The 20,285-nt window shown below is 67.2% G+C and carries 23 protein-coding genes and 4 tRNA genes; 19 read left to right on the top strand and 8 right to left on the bottom strand.

Translation table 11 applies throughout. The features are described from left to right. Window positions 1-3: 3 nt before the first annotated feature. The 14 genes from RWS82_RS05235 (at window position 4) to RWS82_RS05300 (ending at window position 11,535) form a co-directional block, all read left to right on the top strand. Window positions 4-1,374, top strand: a complete 1,371-nt coding sequence (locus RWS82_RS05235) for a phage portal protein (RefSeq protein ID WP_314647588.1) — start codon at window positions 4-6, stop codon at window positions 1,372-1,374. A gap of 16 nt (window positions 1,375-1,390) precedes the next feature. Beyond that, window positions 1,391-1,984, top strand: coding sequence for a hypothetical protein (locus tag RWS82_RS05240; protein ID WP_314647590.1), 594 nt, complete (start codon window positions 1,391-1,393; stop codon window positions 1,982-1,984). Window positions 1,985-2,099: 115 nt separating this feature from the next. Beyond that, window positions 2,100-2,648, top strand: a complete 549-nt coding sequence (locus RWS82_RS05245) for a hypothetical protein (RefSeq protein WP_314647592.1) — start codon at window positions 2,100-2,102, stop codon at window positions 2,646-2,648. 50 nt (window positions 2,649-2,698) lie between these two features. Next, window positions 2,699-3,538, top strand: a complete 840-nt coding sequence (locus RWS82_RS05250) for a hypothetical protein (RefSeq protein ID WP_314647594.1) — start codon at window positions 2,699-2,701, stop codon at window positions 3,536-3,538. A 66-nt stretch (window positions 3,539-3,604) separates the two neighbouring features. Further along, window positions 3,605-3,967 (top strand): hypothetical protein, encoded by a 363-nt coding sequence (locus RWS82_RS05255; RefSeq protein ID WP_314647596.1) that lies wholly within the window; start codon window positions 3,605-3,607, stop codon window positions 3,965-3,967. Beyond that, window positions 3,967-4,308 carry a hypothetical protein gene (locus RWS82_RS05260; RefSeq protein ID WP_314647597.1) on the top strand — a complete coding sequence of 114 codons (342 nt, stop codon included), beginning with the start codon at window positions 3,967-3,969 and terminating at the stop codon, window positions 4,306-4,308. Before RWS82_RS05255 ends, RWS82_RS05260 begins: the two co-directional genes overlap by 1 nt. A 245-nt stretch (window positions 4,309-4,553) precedes the next feature. Further along, window positions 4,554-4,742, top strand: coding sequence for a hypothetical protein (locus RWS82_RS05265; RefSeq protein WP_314647598.1), 189 nt, complete (start codon window positions 4,554-4,556; stop codon window positions 4,740-4,742). Continuing rightward, the gene (locus RWS82_RS05270) at window positions 4,742-5,170 is read left to right on the top strand and encodes a hypothetical protein (protein WP_314647599.1); all 429 of its coding nucleotides are present in this window, start codon (window positions 4,742-4,744) and stop codon (window positions 5,168-5,170) included. Before RWS82_RS05265 ends, RWS82_RS05270 begins: the two co-directional genes overlap by 1 nt. Continuing rightward, entirely contained in the window at window positions 5,167-5,748 is a 582-nt protein-coding gene (locus tag RWS82_RS05275; protein WP_314647600.1) for a hypothetical protein, read from the top strand. The genes RWS82_RS05270 and RWS82_RS05275 overlap by 4 nt, the downstream gene beginning before the upstream one ends. A 90-nt stretch (window positions 5,749-5,838) precedes the next feature. Continuing rightward, complete coding sequence (locus tag RWS82_RS05280) at window positions 5,839-6,183, top strand: hypothetical protein (RefSeq protein WP_314647602.1); 345 nt, start codon at window positions 5,839-5,841, stop codon at window positions 6,181-6,183. Between the two features lie 119 nt (window positions 6,184-6,302). Next, a complete protein-coding gene (locus RWS82_RS05285; RefSeq protein WP_314647604.1) occupies window positions 6,303-6,578 on the top strand; it encodes a hypothetical protein in 276 nt (91 codons plus the stop codon). Then, the gene (locus RWS82_RS05290) at window positions 6,571-8,403 is read left to right on the top strand and encodes a phage tail tape measure protein (protein ID WP_314647606.1); all 1,833 of its coding nucleotides are present in this window, start codon (window positions 6,571-6,573) and stop codon (window positions 8,401-8,403) included. Before RWS82_RS05285 ends, RWS82_RS05290 begins: the two co-directional genes overlap by 8 nt. Window positions 8,404-8,475: 72 nt before the next feature. Beyond that, window positions 8,476-9,276 (top strand): hypothetical protein, encoded by an 801-nt coding sequence (locus tag RWS82_RS05295; protein ID WP_314647608.1) that lies wholly within the window; start codon window positions 8,476-8,478, stop codon window positions 9,274-9,276. Between the two features lie 9 nt (window positions 9,277-9,285). Beyond that, window positions 9,286-11,535 carry a hypothetical protein gene (locus tag RWS82_RS05300; protein ID WP_314647609.1) on the top strand — a complete coding sequence of 750 codons (2,250 nt, stop codon included), beginning with the start codon at window positions 9,286-9,288 and terminating at the stop codon, window positions 11,533-11,535. A gap of 41 nt (window positions 11,536-11,576) precedes the next feature. Here the strand turns inward: RWS82_RS05300 and RWS82_RS05305 are convergent, their stop codons facing one another. Then, the gene (locus RWS82_RS05305) at window positions 11,577-12,053 is read right to left on the bottom strand and encodes a hypothetical protein (protein WP_314647610.1); all 477 of its coding nucleotides are present in this window, start codon (window positions 12,051-12,053) and stop codon (window positions 11,577-11,579) included. Window positions 12,054-12,154: 101 nt separating this feature from the next. Here RWS82_RS05305 and RWS82_RS05310 point away from each other — a divergent pair, with 101 nt between their 5' ends. From RWS82_RS05310 to RWS82_RS05325, 4 genes are all read left to right on the top strand, one after another. Further along, on the top strand, window positions 12,155-13,516 hold the full coding sequence (locus RWS82_RS05310) for a peptidoglycan DD-metalloendopeptidase family protein (protein WP_314647612.1): 1,362 nt from the start codon (window positions 12,155-12,157) through the stop codon (window positions 13,514-13,516). A gap of 71 nt (window positions 13,517-13,587) precedes the next feature. Continuing rightward, window positions 13,588-13,962: a hypothetical protein gene (locus RWS82_RS05315; RefSeq protein WP_314647615.1), complete on the top strand. Its 375-nt coding sequence runs from the start codon at window positions 13,588-13,590 to the stop codon at window positions 13,960-13,962. 11 nt (window positions 13,963-13,973) lie between these two features. Continuing rightward, window positions 13,974-14,294 carry a hypothetical protein gene (locus tag RWS82_RS05320; protein WP_314647617.1) on the top strand — a complete coding sequence of 107 codons (321 nt, stop codon included), beginning with the start codon at window positions 13,974-13,976 and terminating at the stop codon, window positions 14,292-14,294. A 95-nt stretch (window positions 14,295-14,389) separates the two neighbouring features. Then, complete coding sequence (locus RWS82_RS05325) at window positions 14,390-14,710, top strand: hypothetical protein (RefSeq protein WP_314647618.1); 321 nt, start codon at window positions 14,390-14,392, stop codon at window positions 14,708-14,710. 7 nt (window positions 14,711-14,717) lie between these two features. On the opposite strand, the gene RWS82_RS05330 is transcribed toward RWS82_RS05325, so the two are convergent. From RWS82_RS05330 to RWS82_RS05350, 5 genes are all read right to left on the bottom strand, one after another. Next, the gene (locus RWS82_RS05330) at window positions 14,718-17,498 is read right to left on the bottom strand and encodes a DNA methyltransferase (RefSeq protein WP_314647620.1); all 2,781 of its coding nucleotides are present in this window, start codon (window positions 17,496-17,498) and stop codon (window positions 14,718-14,720) included. 59 nt (window positions 17,499-17,557) lie between these two features. After that, window positions 17,558-17,824 carry a helix-turn-helix domain-containing protein gene (locus tag RWS82_RS05335; protein WP_314647621.1) on the bottom strand — a complete coding sequence of 89 codons (267 nt, stop codon included), beginning with the start codon at window positions 17,822-17,824 and terminating at the stop codon, window positions 17,558-17,560. 152 nt (window positions 17,825-17,976) lie between these two features. Continuing rightward, window positions 17,977-18,048, bottom strand: a tRNA-Val gene (locus tag RWS82_RS05340). Window positions 18,049-18,073: 25 nt separating this feature from the next. Continuing rightward, a tRNA-Cys gene (locus RWS82_RS05345) sits at window positions 18,074-18,144 on the bottom strand. A gap of 54 nt (window positions 18,145-18,198) precedes the next feature. Beyond that, a tRNA-Gly gene (locus tag RWS82_RS05350) sits at window positions 18,199-18,271 on the bottom strand. 155 nt (window positions 18,272-18,426) lie between these two features. On the opposite strand from RWS82_RS05350, the gene RWS82_RS05355 reads away from it, so the two are divergent. Then, window positions 18,427-18,502: transfer RNA gene (locus RWS82_RS05355), tRNA-Val, on the top strand. 22 nt (window positions 18,503-18,524) lie between these two features. Here the strand turns inward: RWS82_RS05355 and RWS82_RS05360 are convergent. Then, window positions 18,525-19,301, bottom strand: coding sequence for a hypothetical protein (locus RWS82_RS05360; RefSeq protein ID WP_314647623.1), 777 nt, complete (start codon window positions 19,299-19,301; stop codon window positions 18,525-18,527). Between the two features lie 143 nt (window positions 19,302-19,444). Then, window positions 19,445-20,221: an SDR family oxidoreductase gene (locus RWS82_RS05365; RefSeq protein ID WP_314647625.1), complete on the bottom strand. Its 777-nt coding sequence runs from the start codon at window positions 20,219-20,221 to the stop codon at window positions 19,445-19,447. Window positions 20,222-20,285: the final 64 nt, after the last annotated feature.

The following is a 20,285-nucleotide window of genomic DNA, read 5'->3' on the forward strand; positions in this document are numbered from 1 at the left end:
CTCGTGGCTTTCACCTCCCCCGTCGAGGCGCTCCCCGTCCTCACCAAGAGCCTGGACACCCAGGCCGCCGAGAACGCCAGGCTCCGCGCGTATGCCGACGGCACGCAGCCGGGACCGGAGATGAGCAAGAAAACCCGAGCCAGCTGGGCACGATTCCAGCGATTCGCGCGGGTCCTCTTCGCTCGCCTCATCGCCGAGTCGCTCGCATCCCGCATCACCCCGACGTCCGTCAAGGTGAACGGCGCGGAAGAGGACGACGACGCATCCGTGAAGATCGCCACCGGGAGGCTCCGCCGCATCTGGCGCCGAAGCCGGCTGGACATCGTCCTCGCCGATGCGATCCTCGACATGCTCATCGTCGGGCGGTCGTTCCTCATCACCGCCGACACCGGCGGCCAGGCCATCATCACGTTCGAGGACGCCGACCACGTGTTCGCCATCACCGACCCGCTGGACCCGAACCGGGTCACCGCCGCGGTGAAGGTGTGGCGCGACGAGGTCGCCGGCCGGGACTACGCGCGCGTCTGGACCGGCACCGCCCGGCAGGACTTCTCTCGTTCCTCCAACCGCACCAACTCGAAGGCCTACCGCACCACCAACTCTGGTGGCTGGGAAGTCATGGGTGACGAAGTACCGGCCGACGGTGTGCCTGTGACGATGCTGCTCAACCGCGGCGGCGTGAGCGAGTTCGCGTACGTCACCGACCTCCTCGACCGCATCAGCCTCGGCATCCTCAACCGGCTCGTCGTCGTCGCCTACCAGGCGTTCAAGCTCCGCTACATCAAGGGGCTCGGGCTCGACCCCGACGACCCCGAGGACGTCAAGAAGGCAGAGGCTCTGCTCGACGTGAGCCCCGGCGCGCTGCTGGACCTGGGCGATGACGCTGAGCTCCACGAGATGGCGACGACCGACTTCCGGCCGCTCCTGGAAGCCGTCACCGACGACATCCGCGAGCTCGCCGGCACCACCTCCACCCCGATGAGCGCGCTCATCCCGGACAGCGCCAACCAGTCCGCTGAAGGCGCCCGTGCAGCACTCGACGCGCAGATCCTCAAGGCCCGCGACCGCCGCTTCCGCGTCGGCCCGAGCATCGAGGGGTCGCTGCTCCAGTGCGCCCGCATCGAGATGGGCGCCGACTTCGGCTTCGACATCGAGGTCGTCTTCGCTGACCCGTCCCTCGCGACGCCGAGCGAGACCACCGCAGCCGCGCTCAACGCCAAGGCCGTCGGCGTGCCGTTCCAGACCATCGCTGTCAAGTACCTCGGCTTCACTCCCGAGGACGCCGACGCCATGCAGACGCAGCGCGAAGACGAAGCGTTCATGGCGTCGCTGACCGAACTCACCCCCACCCCACCGGCGGCCGCGGCCGCCTGAGCCGCAGGAGGCCTCGATGTACGACCCCGCACTCGAGGCCTCCTACGACGACCTGATGAACGCCTCCTGGCTCCGCGCCGGCGCGCTCATCGCCCGGCTCCTCGCCGAGGCAGGCCCCGTAGCACTCGAAGGTGACGCTCGTGCCGCGTTCGTCTCCCGAGCGTTCACGCTCCTCCGCCCCGTAGCAGGCGACACCGTCTCGAAGACCCGCGCGCACACCGTCCGCCAGTTGACGCTCATGGGGCGGCCCGCTCCCGCCGTGGACCTGACGAACCTCCTGCTCAGTGAGCTCGACGTCCACAACATGATGAACGCGGCGGTCCGCTACTTCTTCGCCACCGGCAACAAGAAGGACTACACCGACGCCACCGTGAAGCGTGAGGCGTTCACCTATGCCGTCCAGCTGATGGACAAGGGCGTCCGCACCACCCTCTCCGACCGTCGCATCGCCGCCCAGACCTACACAGCTGGTGGCGTCCGCTGGTTCGAGCGTTACCTCGGCTCCGGGGACGCGTGCGACAAGTGCAAGACCGTGGCCGGCGCCCGTGTCAGCCGCGCCGACGTGAAGCCCATCCATGACGGCTGCAACTGCGGCGTCCGCCCCGTCTGACACTCCACATTCTCCCGCCCGCACCCGACATGGGGTGGACGGTTCGCCCTGCCATCCGGCGGGGCTCATCTCTCAGCGCCGACATGGGGCTGACCTCTCCTGACAAGGAACCCGCATGACCGACACCGCACCCGTCACTCCCGTCATCGAGACCCCCGCGCCCGAGGCTCCAGCCGCGCCGACTGCACCCGCAGCGCCCGCCGCCGAGACCCCGGACTACGCCGCGCAGATCGCAGCGCTCGAAGCGGACCGTGACAAGTGGAAGGGCCTCTCGCGCAAGCACGAGGCCGCAGCCAAGGCACCCGCCACTGACACCGAGCGCCTCGCCGCACTCGAAGCGCGCGCCGAGGCTGCAGAGCGTTCCGCACTCGTCGCCACCATCGCCTCCACGAAGAAGGTCCCCGCGGCCGTCCTCACCGGAACGACGGAAGACGAGCTGAACGCGTCCGCCGACACCTTCCTCGCGGCTGTCGCCGCCGCCGCACAGGCACAGGCACCCGCCCCGGCCCCCGCCAACGACGCCAACGCGTCCGGCGCGCGGGGAACCGCCGTCGGCGGCTCCGTCAAGCAGCTCACCCGCGCCGACCTCCAGGGCATGACGCCCGCCGAGATCGTCGCAGCCAAGGAAGCGGGCCAGCTCCGCGACCTGCAGTCGGGCAAGTAAGCCCACGTCCACCCACTCCTCTCTCTCTCTCAGAAACGAGAACCCCACCCATGTCCGTTGAGAACTTCATCCCCGAACTGACCCGCGCCGAGGTGCAGGTCGCCTTCCACCGCGGCCAGGTCGTCATCCCGACGCTGACCCCCATCCCCGACGGCGAGATCCGTACGGGCAACGCCGTGAAGATCATCGGCGCCTCGCTCCCCGAGGTCATCGACTACAAGGCCGCCGGCCGCCGCATCGAGGGCGCCGAGATCTCCGGTGACGACGTGACCGTCCTCATCGACCAGGAGAAGGCCGTCGCCGAGCGCGTGGACGACGTCGATGAGCGTCAGGCCGCCGGCTCGCTCTCGCAGTTCACCGACCTGCAGGGCACCGCCCTCGCCCGCGACGCCGACCGCGCCGCCATCGCCGCGCTCATCTCCGGCGGTACCCAGGGCGCCACGGCAGCCGTGGACAACGTCACGAAGGCGAAGACCGCCGTCCGCGCGCTGGCGACGGCCATGGACAACGCGGAGGTCCCCGAGGACGGCCGCTACCTCCTGGTGAACCCGGCCGCGAAGGCGCTCATCACCGAGTGGCTCGGCGACAGCACCGCCGTCCAGTCCGGTGGCGACGAGCTGCGCAAGAACAAGGTCGGTGAGGTCGCCGGCTTCACCGTCATCTGGTCCAACGGCTTCCCCGCCGGCATCACGGGCGCGGCGTTCGTCGCGTACCACGAGGCCGCTGCGGCGTTCGCCGGCCAGATCGACAAGACCGAGGCGGTCCGCGCCGGTGACGGCTTCGCGGACATCGTCCGCTCGCTGTCGGTCTACGGCGTGAAGGTCACGCGCCCCGCCGCGGTCCACACGTCCGGCTTCACCAAGCCGAGCACCGCTCCGTCCGAGGGCTGACCCCCCTGACCCCGGCCTGCCCCCGCAGGCCGGGGTCACTCCCCATCGCCACCTAAGGAGTCCACCATGGCCCCCGCACTGTGCACCCCCGAGCAGGCGACAGCCCTAGGGTATGACGTCCCCGCGACATTCCTCGCGCGGGCGTCCGTCCGGATCCGCTCCTACGCCGGTGACTCGTTCATCGACAGCGTGGACGGGCAGGACTGGCTCATCGAGCTCACCGCCGGCGTCGCGCAGCGTCTCGCCGGGATCGACCCCGAGTCCGCGCTGGCACAGGGCGTCACGTCCGAAGGCGCAGGCGGCGAGACCGTCAGCTACGGAGCCGACGCCTGGGCGGGTGTCTCCGCTCTCACCCGAAGCGAACAGGGCGTCCTCGACGCTCAGCGTCGCCGTCGTCGCGGTATCCGCGTCATCCACATGGTGGCCTGATGCGGTCGTTCTACCGTGACATCGCCACCCGGCTCCGCCCCGCGATCTCCACGAGCGCCCATGGCGTCGGCAAGCCCACCTGGACCGCACCGGACGAGCTCCCGCTCACCCGCCTGCGGATCATCGCGGTGTCTGGCACCGAGGACGACGGAACCACGGAAGTCACTCACCGGCTCCATGGGCCCGCTGACATCGACCTCGACGCCGGCGACCGTGTCCGCTGGACAGATCCTCGCGGCCGCGCACTCACCCTCGATGTCGTCGGAGTGCCGCTCGTCTACCGAGGTGTCACCGGCTCCGTCGCCCACGCGCAGGTGCTGCTGAAGGCGAGGTCGGTGTGAGTACGCCCGATGACGTCACCCGCGCTGAAGGCATGGCGGAGGCGCGTGCCCGAGCGCGCAGCGACAGGGGCCAGCTTCTCCGGAACCTCCCCCGCGCTCACGCTCTCGCTCGAAGCCGCGCCCGGAACGGCCGGATCGGTTGGGCGTTCGTGCGAGGCGCGCCACGCGCCATCCGCCACGACCCGGCCCTCGCAGAGGTTCTCTGGAACTTCGCCGACGCCGTTCAGCGCGAAGCCGAGTCCCACATGACCGAGTCGCCCGGAGCCACCGAGTTCCACTTCCGCACGGACGGTAATACCAGCCGGGAGAACAACCCGCGAGGCAGCTACCGAACCTCCGTCCGCACCTACACGCACGCCGCCGTCCGCGCCGAGCACGACGACCACACCCTTGAGCGCGCGTTCAACACCGTCAAGTCGCGAGGAGTCCGCTGATGTTCGTTCTGTTCGATGACCCGGAGGCTCTGCTCGTCAGCTACCTCCGCACCACGCTTCCGACGTTCGGCATCGACCTGCCTGTCTCGACCGACGTCCCCCGTGGCGCCGACGGGCACCCGCTCGCCGCGTATGTCCGGGTTCGCCTCCTTGGGGGTGGGCAGCGGGACACCGTCATCGACGAGGCGCTGTTCGCCATCGAGAACCACTTCGGCATCGACGAGGACTCCGTCGAAGCGTCACGAGTCGCCTCCCTCATCCGCGCGCTCGTCACCGCCATGCCCGACCGTGTCCCGGCCGTCCGCCGCGTGCGTGAGACGAGCCGCCCCACTCCACGGCATCACCCCGACACCGGTGCTCCCAGCTACTCGCAGTCGCACCAGCTCACAACCCGCGGCACCATGCCGCAGAACGGATCATTCTCATGACCGACATCCTCGTTGCCGGCGCCGACGCTTCGCAGGCGGGCGGCTACTTCCAGGTCGGTCCGCTCACCGCGGCCGCACCGACCGACGCGACCACGCCCCTCACCAACGGCTTCACCAACGCCGGCCTCATCTCCCTCGACGGCGTGACCGTGTCCGAGACGAAGTCCACGTCGCCCGTGCGTGACGCGACCGGCGCCATCATCCGCACCATCATCACCGAGTACGGCGTGCGCGTCACGATGACGCTCCTCGCCCCGACGTTCAAGACGTTCCAGCTGATGTACGGCATGGACAACGTCTCCCTCGCCGAGAACGGCGACGTGATCCGCAAGTACCGCAAGACGGAGCTCCCGCACCAGTCGTGGGCGAACCACTTCGTGGACGGTGGCGTGAAGGTGCGCCTGTACCTCCCGAAGGCGCAGATCGTCGAGACCGGCGACGTCGTCTACAACGTCGAGAGCCCCACGACGTACGAGATCACGCTCGAGTGCGCCCCGGACGCGGACCTGGTCTACGGGTACGAGTTCAAGGCCGGCTCGACCGTCCCGGAGGTTCTCACCCCGGGCGAGGGCGAGTAAGCCCATCAGCCCGCAGGGGCGTCGGTTGCCGTGGCCGACGCCCCTGCGTCTTCCCCCCTCCCACGGCATTCCACGGCAAGGACACGCCCCATGGCAAAGACCAACACCCCTCCGACCACCGACCGGCTCCCACAGGAGAAGAAGAGCAAGAACCAGCACCGATTCACCTTCCGCACCATCGCCGGAACCATCATCGAGGTGCCCGCGCAGGGGTTCGTTCCGCTGCCCGTCCTGGTCGCACTGCGAGCACTCACCGACGCCGAAGGCGACGAAGCCCTCGGCATGCTCCACCTCATCTACGACATCGCCGACACCGTCGAAGGCCGTACCGGTCTCGAGAAGCTCGGCTACGTCGAGCTGCAGCGGTTCCTCAAGCTCTGGCGCCGCCAGGCGGAGGCCACGTCGGGAAAATCGCAGGGCTCTGCGGCTTCCTGAGCGAAGACCCGGACCGTGAGGATGCGCTGCGTGCAGACCTCCTCGCGGCTGGTCTCCGCTACGACGACGTAGGGCCGCACCTCAGCTACGACGACGCGTGGGCATTCGTGAAGGCCGCCGTGCACCGCCCGGACGCCGCCCTCTACCGCGTCCTCCACGGACACAACTGGTCGCAGACCGACGCGCTGCTCGCCAACTCGTTCGACCGCCTGGGACAGGTCGCCGGCGTCATCATCACCGTCAACGGCGGCAAGGCACGCAAGCTCGACCCCCACCCCCGGCCGAAGCCCCTCACCCCGGGCGGCGCCACAGAATCCCGCACCCGCGGCGAGGCCCTCCCCATCGCGGACGTCCTCGCGTGGGCCGCTGAAAGCGAAGGACACAGCGATGGCTGACACCCCTAACGGCATCCCGGTCGTCGCCGGCTACGTCGACTTCCACGCCAAGACCGACTCCCTCGCCGACGAGATCGGCGAGGCCCTCGGGTCAGCGTCCACCCAGGCAAACGCCGCCGGCGCGCAGATCGGCACACAGGTCGAGAACGGCGCCCAGTCACGAGTACAGGGATTCGGCAAGCGGCTCCTGGGCTGGGCAGGGTTCGCCGCCATCGGCAGCGCGGTCGGCGGGCTGCTCAAGTCCGGCCTCGACACTGCGATGCAGCAGGTGGACCTCGAACGCTCCCTCGTCGCGAACCTCGGGGTTACCCCGCAGATCGCAGCTGAGTACGCCGACGTCGCAGCCGACATGTACGCGCAGGGCTGGGGCGAATCGCTCGGAGAGGTTGGCGGCAGCGTCCAGTCCATGCTTTCCGAGCTGGGTGACGTCTCCCAGGCTGAACTCGAGGAGCTCGGTCCTCTGCTCATGGGGATCGCGGAGCAGACGGGTGCGGACATCGCTCAGCTTTCCGACGCCACGAACAAGCTGGTCGTCACGGGGCTGGCCGGCTCCGCCACCGAGGCAGCCGACATCATCGCGAAGGCCTTCCAGTCGTTCGGCGAGAGCTCCGGTGAGGACATCCTCGACACCGTCACGGAATACTCCGGGCAATTCCAGAAGCTCGGCATCGACGCAGAGACCGCGATGGGCATGGTCAAGCAGGCCATGGACGCCGGAGCACGCAACACCGACTTCGTGGCGGACTCGTTGAAAGAGTTCAGCATCCGGTCTATCGACCAGTCGAAGGCGACCATGGAGGCATACGCCGCCATCGGTGTCAGCGGCGAGGAGATGACCCGCCGACTCGCAGCTGGTGGCCCCGACGCCGCGGCCGCGATGACGGAGATCTTCACCGCCGTGAACAACATCGGTGACGCGGCCACCAAGGAGGCCGTCTCCGTCGCTCTGTTCGGAACGAAGGCCGAAGACCTCGGCGTGGCTCTGTCCGCCATGGACCCGGCCACCGCAGCAGCAGGCTTCGGAGAGTTCACCGGCACCGCGCAGGAGATGGCCGACGCCTCCATGTCCCTCGAGGACATGCTGAACGGTCTCGGCCGTACGCTCACCGTCGCCATCGCTGACACGATCCGCCCGATGCTCCCGACCCTCCGGGAGTTCATGCAGGGACTCACGGGGGTCCTCGGGTGGCTTCGGGACAACCCCATGGTGACGACCATCATCCTGGGGATCGCCTCAGCCCTAGCGGTGCTCGCAGCTGGACAGTGGGCGTTCAACGCCGCCGCAGCCGCGAACCCGGTGGTCCTCATCATCGGCGCCATCATCGTCGTCGTCGGACTTCTCGTCGCTGCCCTCGCTACCGTCACGGACGGCTTCACCAACTGGAGCAACATCGGCTGGGCAGCATCAATGATCCTCGTCACCGGAGTCAACGGTGTCCTTCACGGCGTCAACGGCCTCATCCACGCCATCAACGGCGTGGCTCGCGCACTCGAATGGGTGCTCTCGCTCGGCGGCCTCCTCGGCGACTGGGATTGGGGCAATATCGGCACCATCGGCCTGATGGACATGCCGAAGCTCCCCGGTATGGCCGACGGCGGCACGGTCGCCAAGTCCGGTCTCTCGTGGGTGGGTGAAGAGGGTCCCGAGCTCATGCACTTCAACCCCGGCGCGACCATCATCCCGCACGACGACTCGATGGCTCTGGCAAGCGGCGGTGGCAAGCAGCCCGCCAACGTCACCATCATCAATCCGGTCGCCGAGAAGGGTTCCCAGAGCCTCCAGCGATTCCGCCGTGCCATCGGGGCGGACATCGCACTCGCGTGACCCACACCCGGGGCGTACCTCACCCGCACGCCCCGGGACCTCCCTCTTCCACGCTCGACGCAAGGACTTCCCGTGACCTACACGCTCAACGGCATCCCCGCCGACAACCCTGACCTCGGCTGGTACCTCACCTACGACAGCCAGTTCGTCTACTCGACGACCATCACGCGGCCCGAGGTCCTCGTCCCTGGTTACGACGGCGCCATCGAGATGGACGGCGTCGAGAACGTCCCCGGCGTCACGCTCGTGTGGTCCATCAACGAGTCGCAGCTCCCCGGCCTGCGCAACGTCCTCCGCTCCGAGTCGCTGATTCTCGGCAAGGGACAGGGCACCGCTTCGGTCAGCCTCCGCTCCTTCGAGCCGACGAAGGTGGGCATGGGCGCCAATCCCGAGTACGAAGTCCGCGCTGAGCTCGTCATCTCCGGCGTCTGGCTCCGCGGAGCCGAGACCTCCGAAACCACGACCATCGCCTCCAACACGCAGACGGTTAACGTGCTCACCGGCTCAGACGGCAAGGTGTCCGACGGCGCGCTTGTGCTGCACGGCCCCTTCGCCGCCGGCGTCCGCGTCCAGGACGTCGCAGGGCTCTCCTGGATCCGCTACACCTCCGCTGTCCCCGTCGATGCCAGCATCCGCTACGAGCTCGCCACGGGGCGCGCCTTCCAGGTCGCGGACGGAGGCAACGCCTTCACCGGTGGCACGGAGGTCACCCCGAGCCTCGAAACCGGCCCCGACATCTTTTACCTGCGCCTGACCCCTGTCATCAGCGCCGCCAACCCGCTCGTCGCTCAGCCGAAGCTGCGCGTCACCAGCATGGGACGCGGCGAGTCCAGCGCGCTGACCCTCCGGGCTCGCCCCGCCTACGTCCTCTGAGGAGGAGACATGACCTTCGACGTCCGCGTACGCCGCGTCAGTGACAGCCTCACCGGTAAGCCGGAACACCTCCGCGCCGACTCGGTCGACTACTCGGCCTCGCTCAGCGAGGTCTCCGCGCTCCGTCTGCAGCTGTCCCAGCACGGCAAGGTGAATGGTGCCCTCCGCGCCGGCGAGGAGCTCGCGCTCGAAATCTGGGACGGTACGAAGTGGACAGAAGGTGAGCAGTCGCGGTTCACGTCGCTGGGCCTCTCCCTCGACGAGCTGGACCCGACCATGGCCACACAGCTGGACGTGGTCGAGTACGTGTCCTTCCGTCTGAGCAAGGCGCTGCACGATGTGCAGAGCGACCGGACGTTCACCGACGTCACCCCCGGCTACATCGTGCACACCCTCCTCACCGAGGCGAAGTCGCGCGGTGCCGTCGAGGGTGTCACCTGGACGTTCACCGCTACGCACGACTCGACCGGCGCGGCCTGGCCGAAAGCGGTCACCATCGACCTGCCGCCGGACCAGTCCGCCCTCGACACCCTCGGCGTCCTCGTCGACACCGGGCACATCGACTGGACCACCCGCGGGCGCGAGCTCGTGCTGTACCTCAAGGAGAACGCCGGCCGCCGGCACCCCTTCACCGTCGGCAAGCGCGCTCTCGAGCGCCCGTTCCGGTCGTCGCTGACGGATGCCGCCACCGCAGTCACGGTGCGGCTGGACGACGGGAAGTTCATCCGAAAGGCCGGCAACACCAGCATCGGCCTCGGCGTCCTCGAACGCGCCATCTCCGCATCCGGTGTGACCGACGACGCCACAGCCAACGTGCTCCTAGACGCTGAGCTCGCGGCGGGCGCCCCGAAGTCCGAGCTGACGATCTCCGAGAACGCCGAGACACTCGACCGGGTCCCCCTCGTCAACTACGACCTTGGCGACTGGGTATGGGTCCGACGCGGCGGCGCTGGTGAGAACGTGCGAGTCTCCGGCGTTCAGGTCCGCAAGACCAAGGGCGAGAGCCCGACCATCGACATCATCCTCATGGACAAGATCGCCGACAACGCGGCACGGCTCGCCAAGGCCGCGAAGGCTATGGGGCGCGTGGGTGGAAACGGACGGTTCAAGGGCTCCGGCGGCGGTGGTGGGGGCGGGGTCTCCGTCCGGTACGGCACCGTGCACCCCGCATACATCAGCTACTCCGGAAGCCCCGCCCGCGTGTCGTTCGACAACGGGGCCACGTACAGCGACCCACTCGACTTCATCAGTGAGCACCCTCCATTCGCAGGCGACCGTGTCGCCGTGGTGGGCAACCTCATCGTCGGACGCATCGCAGCCGAGCCCGGCGAAGTGCCAGGGTCCATCGAGATTCTCGAGCCTGCCGCGGGATGGCGCGAGTACGACCCGGCGCGGTACGGGCCGTTCAGCATCCGCAAGACCGCAAGTGAGTGGGTGATCCTCAATGGGGTGCTTGAGCGTGACCCGGCGGTTCCGTTGACCGATGAGCGTATCGCGGTGTACATCCCTGGGGCATACCGTCCAGCACGTTCGGGGGCAAACAGCTGGTCGTCCTATCGTGACGAGAAGAGTCTCATCCCCTACGGGGCGATCTTCACCACCACCACCGGAGCCATCCGGAACGTTGACGGATCCATCAACACGATCTCGCTGTCCGGGCTCGCCTGGAATACGCAAACGCACAGTCTCTGGAACGTCAACAACTTGGCGCGAGGTGGCGTCGGCAGTGAGGGCACCGCGTTCTTCATCGGGTCGGCCACCTCCGGCAACGTCACCCTGCCGTCGACGGAGTTGGCACCATCCCGGACTCAAGGCTTCCATCTCGGTAGCAGCGTCCACGGGACGCTCGACGCGTCGACCAGGCTGCTGAGCGTCAATGCGACCAGTACTCCCCATTGGGACTCCATCCACTGGCAGCCGAATAGCTCCAAACAATACGAGTACAAGCCCCTCACCCCCATGAATGGCTACACCTGGAACCCCGCTGATCCGTTCGAGTACGCCAGGACTCCAAGCGGGATCGTGCGCCTCCGCGGCCGTCCTGGCGGCGGCGGAGTCACCGGAGCGACAGCGGCGATTTTGCCCCCTGGCTATCGCCCGAGCTACGAGGTCATCCTTCCCAACGGTCTGCGGATCACTCCGTCCGGCGCCGTGAGCAACGTGTCGACATATCCAAACACGCGCACGGGCAGCTCGCAGGTCTCCTCCCAGGGTGCCGGTGCGTTCTCGTTCGTTACCGCGTTCATCGCTGGCCGTTGACCGGCACCCGCCCGTGTCTTCACCGACACGGGCGGCTGCTGTCAGTTCGTGCTCGCTGCCAATCGCGCCTGAGTCTCCTGGTGGAAGTGCGCTGCGAGCATGAGCTCGTTGCGGTCGAGTGGGACCGGGAAGTCCCCCTGCATCGCGCCGAGGAAGACCTCCGAGGTCTTGAGTAACCAGGCGAACGCCGGCTTGTCGCCCCGGTCGGTCAGCTCGAAGAACAGTCCTTCCCACGCGTAGGCCAGGACATAGAGAGCGATAGCTGCGGCGCTGTCCGTGCGTCCAACCCCGGACTGCACCCAATCCGACGTCTCCCAGTCCTCCTCGCCGACCTGGTACAGGTCACCGGACCACCACAGGTCGTCGCGAGGCTCCCAGACGCGGTTCATCACGTGCGGAGTCTGGACAACGAACCCGTTGTCGCTCCACGCGTAGGCCTCAAGCCACGGAGCGATGGCGTCAAGGACCTCGACGACCTCCTCCGGCGTCGTCGTCGCCTTCTGCTTCTTGCCGAACATCTCTGTCTCCCCGCGGTCACTGACGACAGAACTCTATCGAGCCGCCGCCCCTTCACCGCCCACCCGAGGCGGTGTTCATCACGCCAACCGAAAGGCACCCATTGACCTTCTCCGTGCTCGCGACGCGCACGCTCGCGACCACCAAGCACTCCGACCGGCAGGGCAAGACCCCGCGCCGTCTCATCATCCATCACTGCGGCTCCACCTCAAACGGCAATGCGGAGTTCCTTGCCACGAACAGCGCGGACACCTCGGCGACGTACTGCCTACTGAACACCGCCGTGCTCGTCGGAATCGTCCCCGAAGAGCTCCGCCCATGGACGACCGGCGGGCACGCATACGACGGCGACGCCATCACCGTCGAGAGCGTCAACTCGACCGCCGCCCCTGAGTGGGCAGTCACGGACGCACAGCTCGAAGTTCTCGCGCAGCTGGCCGCTGATCTCTCCACCCGCTACGGCTGGGGCCCGCTGACCCGCACCAACGTCGTCGGGCACCGCGAGGTGAACAGCAGCACCGGGACCATCTGCCCCGGCCCGTACCTCCTCCCCCGCCTCGACGACATCGTCACCCGCGCCAACACCATCCTCGCCGGCGCCCCACCCGCGGCCGCCCCGCCGCAGAACGGAACTGCCATGCTTCCCGTGCCTTTCAGCAACCCCACGACCTACGCCGGCCACAGCGGCGTTGACTTCCCCGTCCCCAGCGGCACCGCCATCCGCGCCTCCGGCCCGGGCATCGTCACCGGTCGCCGCTGGCAGAACGCCAACGCCGGCTACTCCACGCTCGTGCAGTACGACAACGGCCCGCTCGTCCTGTACTGCCACCAGCCGAACCTCAACGCAATCCCCGCAGTGGGCACCCGCGTAAGCGAGGGCACGGTCATCGGGGCCGTTGGTTCTACCGGTCGCAGCACCGGCCCGCACCTGCACATGGAGATCATGAGCGGACGCGGCGTGCACACGTACGCCGGCATCTGGAACTACTTCACCCGCTCCCGCGTCGTCGGAGCTGGCAGCTCGTCCAACGGCAACCGGACGAAGCGCCCGACAGCGGAGATCCAGCGCCTCGTCGGAGCGAACCCGGACGGCATCTACGGCCCGGACACGACCGCGAAGGTGCGCGCGTGGCAAGGCGCACACAGTCTCGTCGCCGACGGCGTCTGGGGTCCGGCTTCCGACGCTAAGGGCTTCCCTGCCGGACCGAACCTCGCCGTGGACGGCCAGTGGGGCGTCGCTACGACCAAGGCGCTGCAAGTAGCGCTCGGCGTGGCTGCTGACGGTCAGATCGGCCCGAACACCATCCGGGCGCTCCAGGCCCGCGTCGGTGTCGCCGCTGACGGGATCATGGGGCCGAACACCAGCAAGGGGCTCCAGCGCCACCTCGGTGTCGCGCAGGACGGCCAGTGGGGACCGGACACCGCTCGCGCTCTCCAGGTCCGACTGAACGCCGGAACCTTCTGAACGCAGTGATTCTCGCCGAGGGTGTCTTTGACGGGCACCCTCGGCGTATCACGGATATGAGACCCACACAGATGCACGATTTCATCACTCTCCTCGCCAATGTTCCCGGCGAGCTCATCGCGACCGCCGGCGTCATCGTCGCCGCGCTCCTCACACTCGCTGGCGTTGTCGTCGGCCACATCCACTCCGCTCGCACAGCCCGCCGGACAGCCACCCTCACCCGTGAGCAGACCTCCGGTGAGCTCGCCCTCGACATCGCCCGCGAGGGCCGCGCCGAGATCGCCACCGTGAAAGCCGAGCTCAGCGCCGTGCGCGCCGAATCCGACACTCGCCATGCGCAGTACGGCCTCGCTCACCGGCACGCATCCACCCTCCACACCCGCTGGCCCGGCGACCAGGTCGCAGACCGCCCCACGTGGCCAGGCGAACTCGCCCCGCCGCTCTGAAAGGACCCGTCATGACCCTCTCCGACAACATCGTCGGCTTCATCCGCACCTCCGTCCCCCTCGGCGTCGGCGCGCTCGTCAGCTGGCTCGTCACCCTCGGCATCGTTCTGCCGGTGGGAACGGAGCTCCAGCTCGCATCGGCCCTCACCGCCGTCGTCGCGGCCGCGTACTGGGCGCTCGTCACGTGGGCGTCCAAGCGCTGGCAGGGCATCGGTTGGTTGCTCGGCAACCCGAAGCAGCCGATGTACATCGCTCACACGGTCGTGGCGCCGGCGCCGCTTCCTGGTGAGACCCGCGATGACTACCGCGAGCGCACTGGCCTCGACGGCTGAACCTGACCCCCTCTCCTGACCTGGGAGAGGGGTCTTTCGTCGTTGCGGGCAACCACGCGGTGCGACCTACACATGGGACCGCGCATGAGGCGGTCATGAAGAAGTTCATCACAGCTGTCGCTGCGTCGGCCCTGGTCCTCACCCTCACATCCTGCGCCGGTCCCGGCGACGACGCCCGCTCCCTTGCAGCGCAGTGGCTCGACGGCGATGCGTCCGCTCAGTGCCTCGGGCAGGCATCCCCTTGGGAAAAGTGGGAGCTCCGGGATGCGACCCTCATCGAGACGACTGACACATCGGAGATCTGGTCCGTCGAGCTCATTGGGATGCGCAAGGGCCGGCCTGTCGATGATGGGTACGTGCTCGTCGAGGTACGCAACGGTGGGGGCGAGTCGTGCGTGAAGTGGACGCAGCCCTGAGTTCGCTCTAATTCCTCGAAGAACGTGCTTTCGCAGCTGGCATCGCCAGCTGTCCGCTCGAGTTGGCCTCGTCATAGCGCTTCAACAGGATGGACAGTCTCTCAGCGTTGTCCGCCAGCTTTCGCCTAGCACCGAAGAGCTTGTCGACCACGGAGTCCAGCGCCGCGTGCGCGCTCAGAAGCTGGTGCGGCATCGCATCAATGTCGTACAGGTCGGCGAGGGTGGCGTCCGGAAACAGGTCGCGTGCGGCCACAATCGACTTCCACCCCTCCGCTAGAACCTCTCGCTGGTTGTCGCTCACAGTCGGCCATGGCACGGGGAAGTAGGCCAGCGCCGGCGAAATCGAAATGTCCGACTTGAGTCGACCAGCGAATGTCTCGACCCACGCCATGAACATCGACGACTGAAGCAGTGCGGCCTGCCACATTCGAGCGTCAGGGAAGATGATCAGTTTGTTGCCGGCGACGGATCCATCCTCGATGAATCGACCTGGGATCCATCGCCGATTCGACGAAGACACCTCCGGCAGCGCGAAGTAGCCACCCGACGGCTGGCGGTTCTGCGTGAAGAGCGCTGGCCGGTCGGCGTAGTCAACCACCGACTGCGTGGGTGACTTCTTTCTCTCGGCTCGCACTGCCGCCAACCGCGCCTTGATGAGCGGCGAAGCAGCGATATCGCTCGGATTGGCGTCCTTCAACCACAAGCACCACCGCTTCGGCTGGCCCTGCAACATGTCCTTGCCTTGGATGAACCGGCGGATGTACGGCGCAGCGTGGGGGTCCGCGAGGAGCGCGGCGAGGTCATCTCCGTCGTCGATGATGAGATACCCGCCATCAGTGGGCTGACTACCCTTGTGGCCGTTGGGCATCCCCGGGGTGGCCGGCTTTGCGAGCTTGGCAGGGACGACATCCGGCCCATCCGCCAGGTAGAAGTTAACGCGCGCGACGGGGAGCTCGGTGGGGTCACCAGCGAGCGCGTCGTATGTGAACAGCCGGGCTCCCCGCCCGGAGCGACTCGATGCGGAGAAGCCCACCACGATGCAGTGAACTGCTGCAGCTCCGGGGGCCTCGGACGTCCATTTGAACGTCCGATGAGCGAAGTCCACCGCGAAGCCATGCCGGCTCAACAACGGGAGCATCGTCCGCGCTTGCTCACCCTGGGTGATCGAGTTGGTCGAGACGAAGGCCGCTCGTCCGCTCGTGCCCTTCAAGTAAGAGATCGCCTTTGCGTACCAGCAGGCCACGTAATCGAGTCGACCTGTTCGAAGCCCCTTGGCATCAATGGAGCTGAATGTCAGCCGGTTGTCAGCTTGCTGATCCGATGTCATGCGGTTCATCCCAATGAACGGCGGATTGCCCACGACATAGACCTCGTCGCCGGGCGGCACGACCTCAGACCAGTCCTTTTGCAGGGCGTTGCCGACGTGGATCGTGTGAATGCGGTCGAGTGGCAGAGTATCGGGCGCCTGTCCGAGCGCGAGTTCCATCGCCATGTTCGCTTGGTGCTGAACCAAGTGAAGCGCCGTGCTCGCGATTTGCGCTGGCCATTCCTCCAGCTCGATGCCGTGGAAGTTCTCTAGGCGGACCGGCAGATCTTCTTCTGCAAACAGAAGTGTCACACCGGCCCCGCCTAGCTGCTGAAGTCGCTGCAGGATTTCCAAGTCGAGCGCGCGCATCTCTCGGAAGGCGATGATGAGGAAGTTGCCACAGCCACACGCGGGGTCAAGGAAGCGCATCTGACCCATCCGCGCACGCAGCTTCGTGAGCGCCTTCGCGTCGTTGAATCCCTCGTCGAACCTGCGCCTCAGGTCGTCGAGGAACATGGGACGGATTACCTTCAGGATGTTCGTTTCGGTGGTGTAGTGCTCGCCTAGCTGACGGCGCGCCGTCTTGTCTTTGACCGCTTGGAAGAGCGATCCGAAGATAGCCGGAGAGATCGCACTCCAGTTGAACCTCGCAGCATCCAACAGACGCTGACGCATGACGGCATCGAACGACGGGATGTCGAGAGGGTCTTCGAAGACGCCGCCGTTGACGTAGGGGAAGCGGCTCACTAGCTCGTCGAGATTCTTCTGTCGCTTCTCCTTGCCCATCACTTGGTAGAGCAGGGACAGCTGCGGGCCGAGGTCGGATCCGTCCTCAGCAGTGCGTGTTTCGAGGAACTCGAGGAAGAGGTCTCGCTCCCACACGCCTGAGTCATCTGCATAGAGCGCGAAGAGTGTGCGCACGAGGAACACACTTGCCTCGTGACCCTCGTAGCCACTCTGCTCGAGCGCTTCGTAGAGGCTGGCCATCAGCTTCGCCGCCTTGATGGACGCGGCTTCCTGCTCTTTCGAGCCGAACTGGTGCCCACCATATCCGGCGAAGAACGCCATCGAGTCAGCATTGTCGCGAAGTTCTTCGAGTCCGAACTCGACAGGATCAGCATCATGGGCGTGAAGATCCAGAATGCGGAAGGTCGAGAAGTCGCAGCTGATGACCCAGCGCGGCATCTCTGTGTCGGAGAGGGAGTCAAGGTAGTCGAGTGCCTGGCGCTCTGCGGCGGCAAGATCTTCGCCTCGCGACTTCATCTCGATGGCGGCGCGTCCCGGGATCAACGCGTCGATGTACCCCCGTCGCCCGGTCGAGGTCCTCTTCACACGCTTCTCGTAGAACGCAGCGCGCGTCTCCGTGATGCCGTACACGCCCAGGAGGTCACGAACGAAACTCTGCGCGTCCTGCTTCTCGTCTCCGGGGCTGTCCTTCCAGTCAAGCGCGAACTTCGCGGCTCGATTCCGGATGGCGTTCATTGAGAGAGGCTTTGGCACGCCTTCAACCTACAGCTCGGAGCGGCATCGCCCTGTCCGCTCTACATGTGCGCTGGATGCGCCGGCGCCATCAGCGCTTCCAGGTCGCTCAGCTCGATGCGCAGTAGAGGCTTGGGTCCGAACCGCCACGCGCGAAGGACGCCGGCATCGATGTAGCGCCTTACCGTCTTTTCCGACACGCACAGGTATGCCGCAGCCTCCTTGATGGACAACAAGACCCGCTCGGCCGGCTCTGCAGCGAGGGCGCGGGCGCCCGCCGAACGGACGCGAAAAGGACGGTGGCTGGGGGTCGAAACGGGGAAGCTCATGGAGCCTCCTATGCGGGCCGACGAAAAACGTCGCATGTTCCCCTCGGAGAGGGCGAAAAATGAGGTTCGCCCGTCAAGCCCCTAAGCGAAAGTTACGCGAAAACTCGACCCCGGAAACGAAGAAACCCCCGGGATTCCGGGGGTTTCGTCTGTGCGCGATACTGGGATCGAACCAGTGACCTCTTCCGTGTCAGGGAAGCGCGCTACCGCTGCGCCAATCGCGCCTAAAAGGCTATTCATTTGTCGGTGAGGTGGCGACGGGATTCGAACCCGTGTAAACGGCTTTGCAGGCCGGTGCCTAGCCGCTCGGCCACGCCACCGTGTGGATTGACCCCACGTGCCGTGGACCTTCTGACGAAGATCCCCTGCACTCGAGCGGATGACGAGACTCGAACTCGCGACCCCAACCTTGGCAAGGTTGTGCGCTACCAACTGCGCTACATCCGCATTTCGTTCCCGGTTGTTGTCCCGGGCACTCATGAAACATTAGCCCAAGATCACCGAGTGTCAAAACCCGGGGCGAATCTCGCGCGTGTCTCCCTCGTTGGTCACGAGCACGACTCCGGGTCCGGTAGTATCGGTTGTCGGCCCCCTGGGGCATTGGGCGATTGGCGCAGTTGGTAGCGCGCTTCCTTCACACGGAAGAGGTCATCGGTTCGAGTCCGGTATCGCCCACCACATCGAAACGGAAGGCCTGCGATCATCGCGGGCCTTCTGCGTTTCCGGTATCCGCCGAGCTTGGACGCTCATCCGTACGCTCCCCCGGATCCCGTCCCTGCGCGAGCCGGTACGCGGGTTGACGCAGTGCGGCCACCCAGCCGTACGGCTCCGTGCCCGGAATCGGATGCCGGTCGACGTCGAAGCGCAGCGTCGGGTCGTCCTCGGGCCGGGATGCATCCAGCGCGATCTCTCCGATCGGATGCCAGCGCCCGCGGGGAGTGGCGGCATAGAGTCCCAGACGCCAGGGCTCGCGGCGCACGGCCCGACGTATGCCCGGAAGGTCGGCCGGAAGCCCCGGCGACTGAAGGGTCCGCGCGCAGAAGAGCATCGGTCCGCGCTTCGTGCGTACCGGGAGGATGCTCGAGTAGGTCGCCCGGTCCGGCGTCAAGTGCGGAGCGAGCAGGAAGCGGCCGGGCACCCCGACACCGGTCGCGGAGAGTTGCAGGTCGACGGTGCGGCCGTCGATCACACCGCGCACGGCGAGTCCGTAGACATCGGGCAGTCCGTCGGGGAGCCCGATCGAGCGGGATAGGCGGGCGACGACCCTGATCGCACGCGTCGAGCCCTCCCCTCCTGGGCCGGCGGCGAGCAGGGGTGGGCGGAGGCGCACCCACCCGTCGAGCACGGCACCGCGCGAATGAATGGGACGGGGGCGCCGCACGATCAGCACGACACCGATCCCTGCGCGCAGGAAGATGCCGAGGATGCGCGCCAGCGCTGCGCCCGTCGTCCTCGTGAGGCGTCTGGTGATCGTCATGAGAGCATTCAGCCGCGGCGGCTGCCGCCTCGACAGCGCCTTGACATGACCGACACGTTCGCCGCGCATCCGCATTGCGCCGCGCTGCGCCGGGCGCCGAGGGCGTGGTCGTCCGCTCGGCGCCCGGTTCCGACCGAGTGACCTCAGCCCAGGAACGGACGCAGGTCCGGGTAGCCCGTGGTCGCCCAGGCGCCGTCGACGACGATGTTCTCGCCATTCACGTACGAGGCGTCGGCCGAGCCGAGGAAGACGGCGACGCCGGCGATCTCATCGGGGTCGGCCGCGCGCTTCGCCGGGATGCGGTCGAGATACGTGTCCATCACGCCGGGCACGGCCAGCAGCCCGCCGGTGAGCGGGGTGGCGACGAGCCCGGGCGAGACGGCGTTCACGCGGATGCCCTGCTCCCCGAGCTCCAGGGCGGCATTCTTCGTGAGCATCACGACCCCCGCCTTGGCGGTGGAGTAGCCCGCTCCCCCGTGCATCGGCACCTGCGAATTCAGCGACGCGATGTTGACGATCGCGCCGCGCTTGCCCTCGGCGAGGAAGTGCTTCGCGCCCAATTTGGTTCCGAGGAAGGCACCGTAGAGGTTCAGTTTGATGTTGAAGTCCCACGTCGCGAGATCCATGTCGACCACGTTGCCCGGCTTCGAGCCGCCCGCGACGTTGTAGACGGCGTCGATGGACCCAAAGCGCTCGGTCGCGGCAGCGAACAGCGCCTCCATCGAGGCCTCGTCGGTGACATCGGTCCGCAGGCCGGCGACGTTCTCGCCGAACGTGTCGGCGGCGGCGGCCACGGCATCCGCGTTGATGTCGGCAACGAACACCTTCGCTCCGCGGTCGACGAGACGGCGCGTGATCGCCGCCCCGATCCCCGAGACGCCCCCGGTGACGACGGCGACACTGTTCTCGAACTCTGTCATGACTTCCTCTCCGTGACGCCGTTCGGCGTCGATGCCTCCGACGATACGCCTTATCGGACACCTG

Source organism: uncultured Microbacterium sp., assembly GCF_963528945.1.
In the GTDB taxonomy this organism is placed as follows: Bacteria; Actinomycetota; Actinomycetes; order Actinomycetales; family Microbacteriaceae; genus Microbacterium.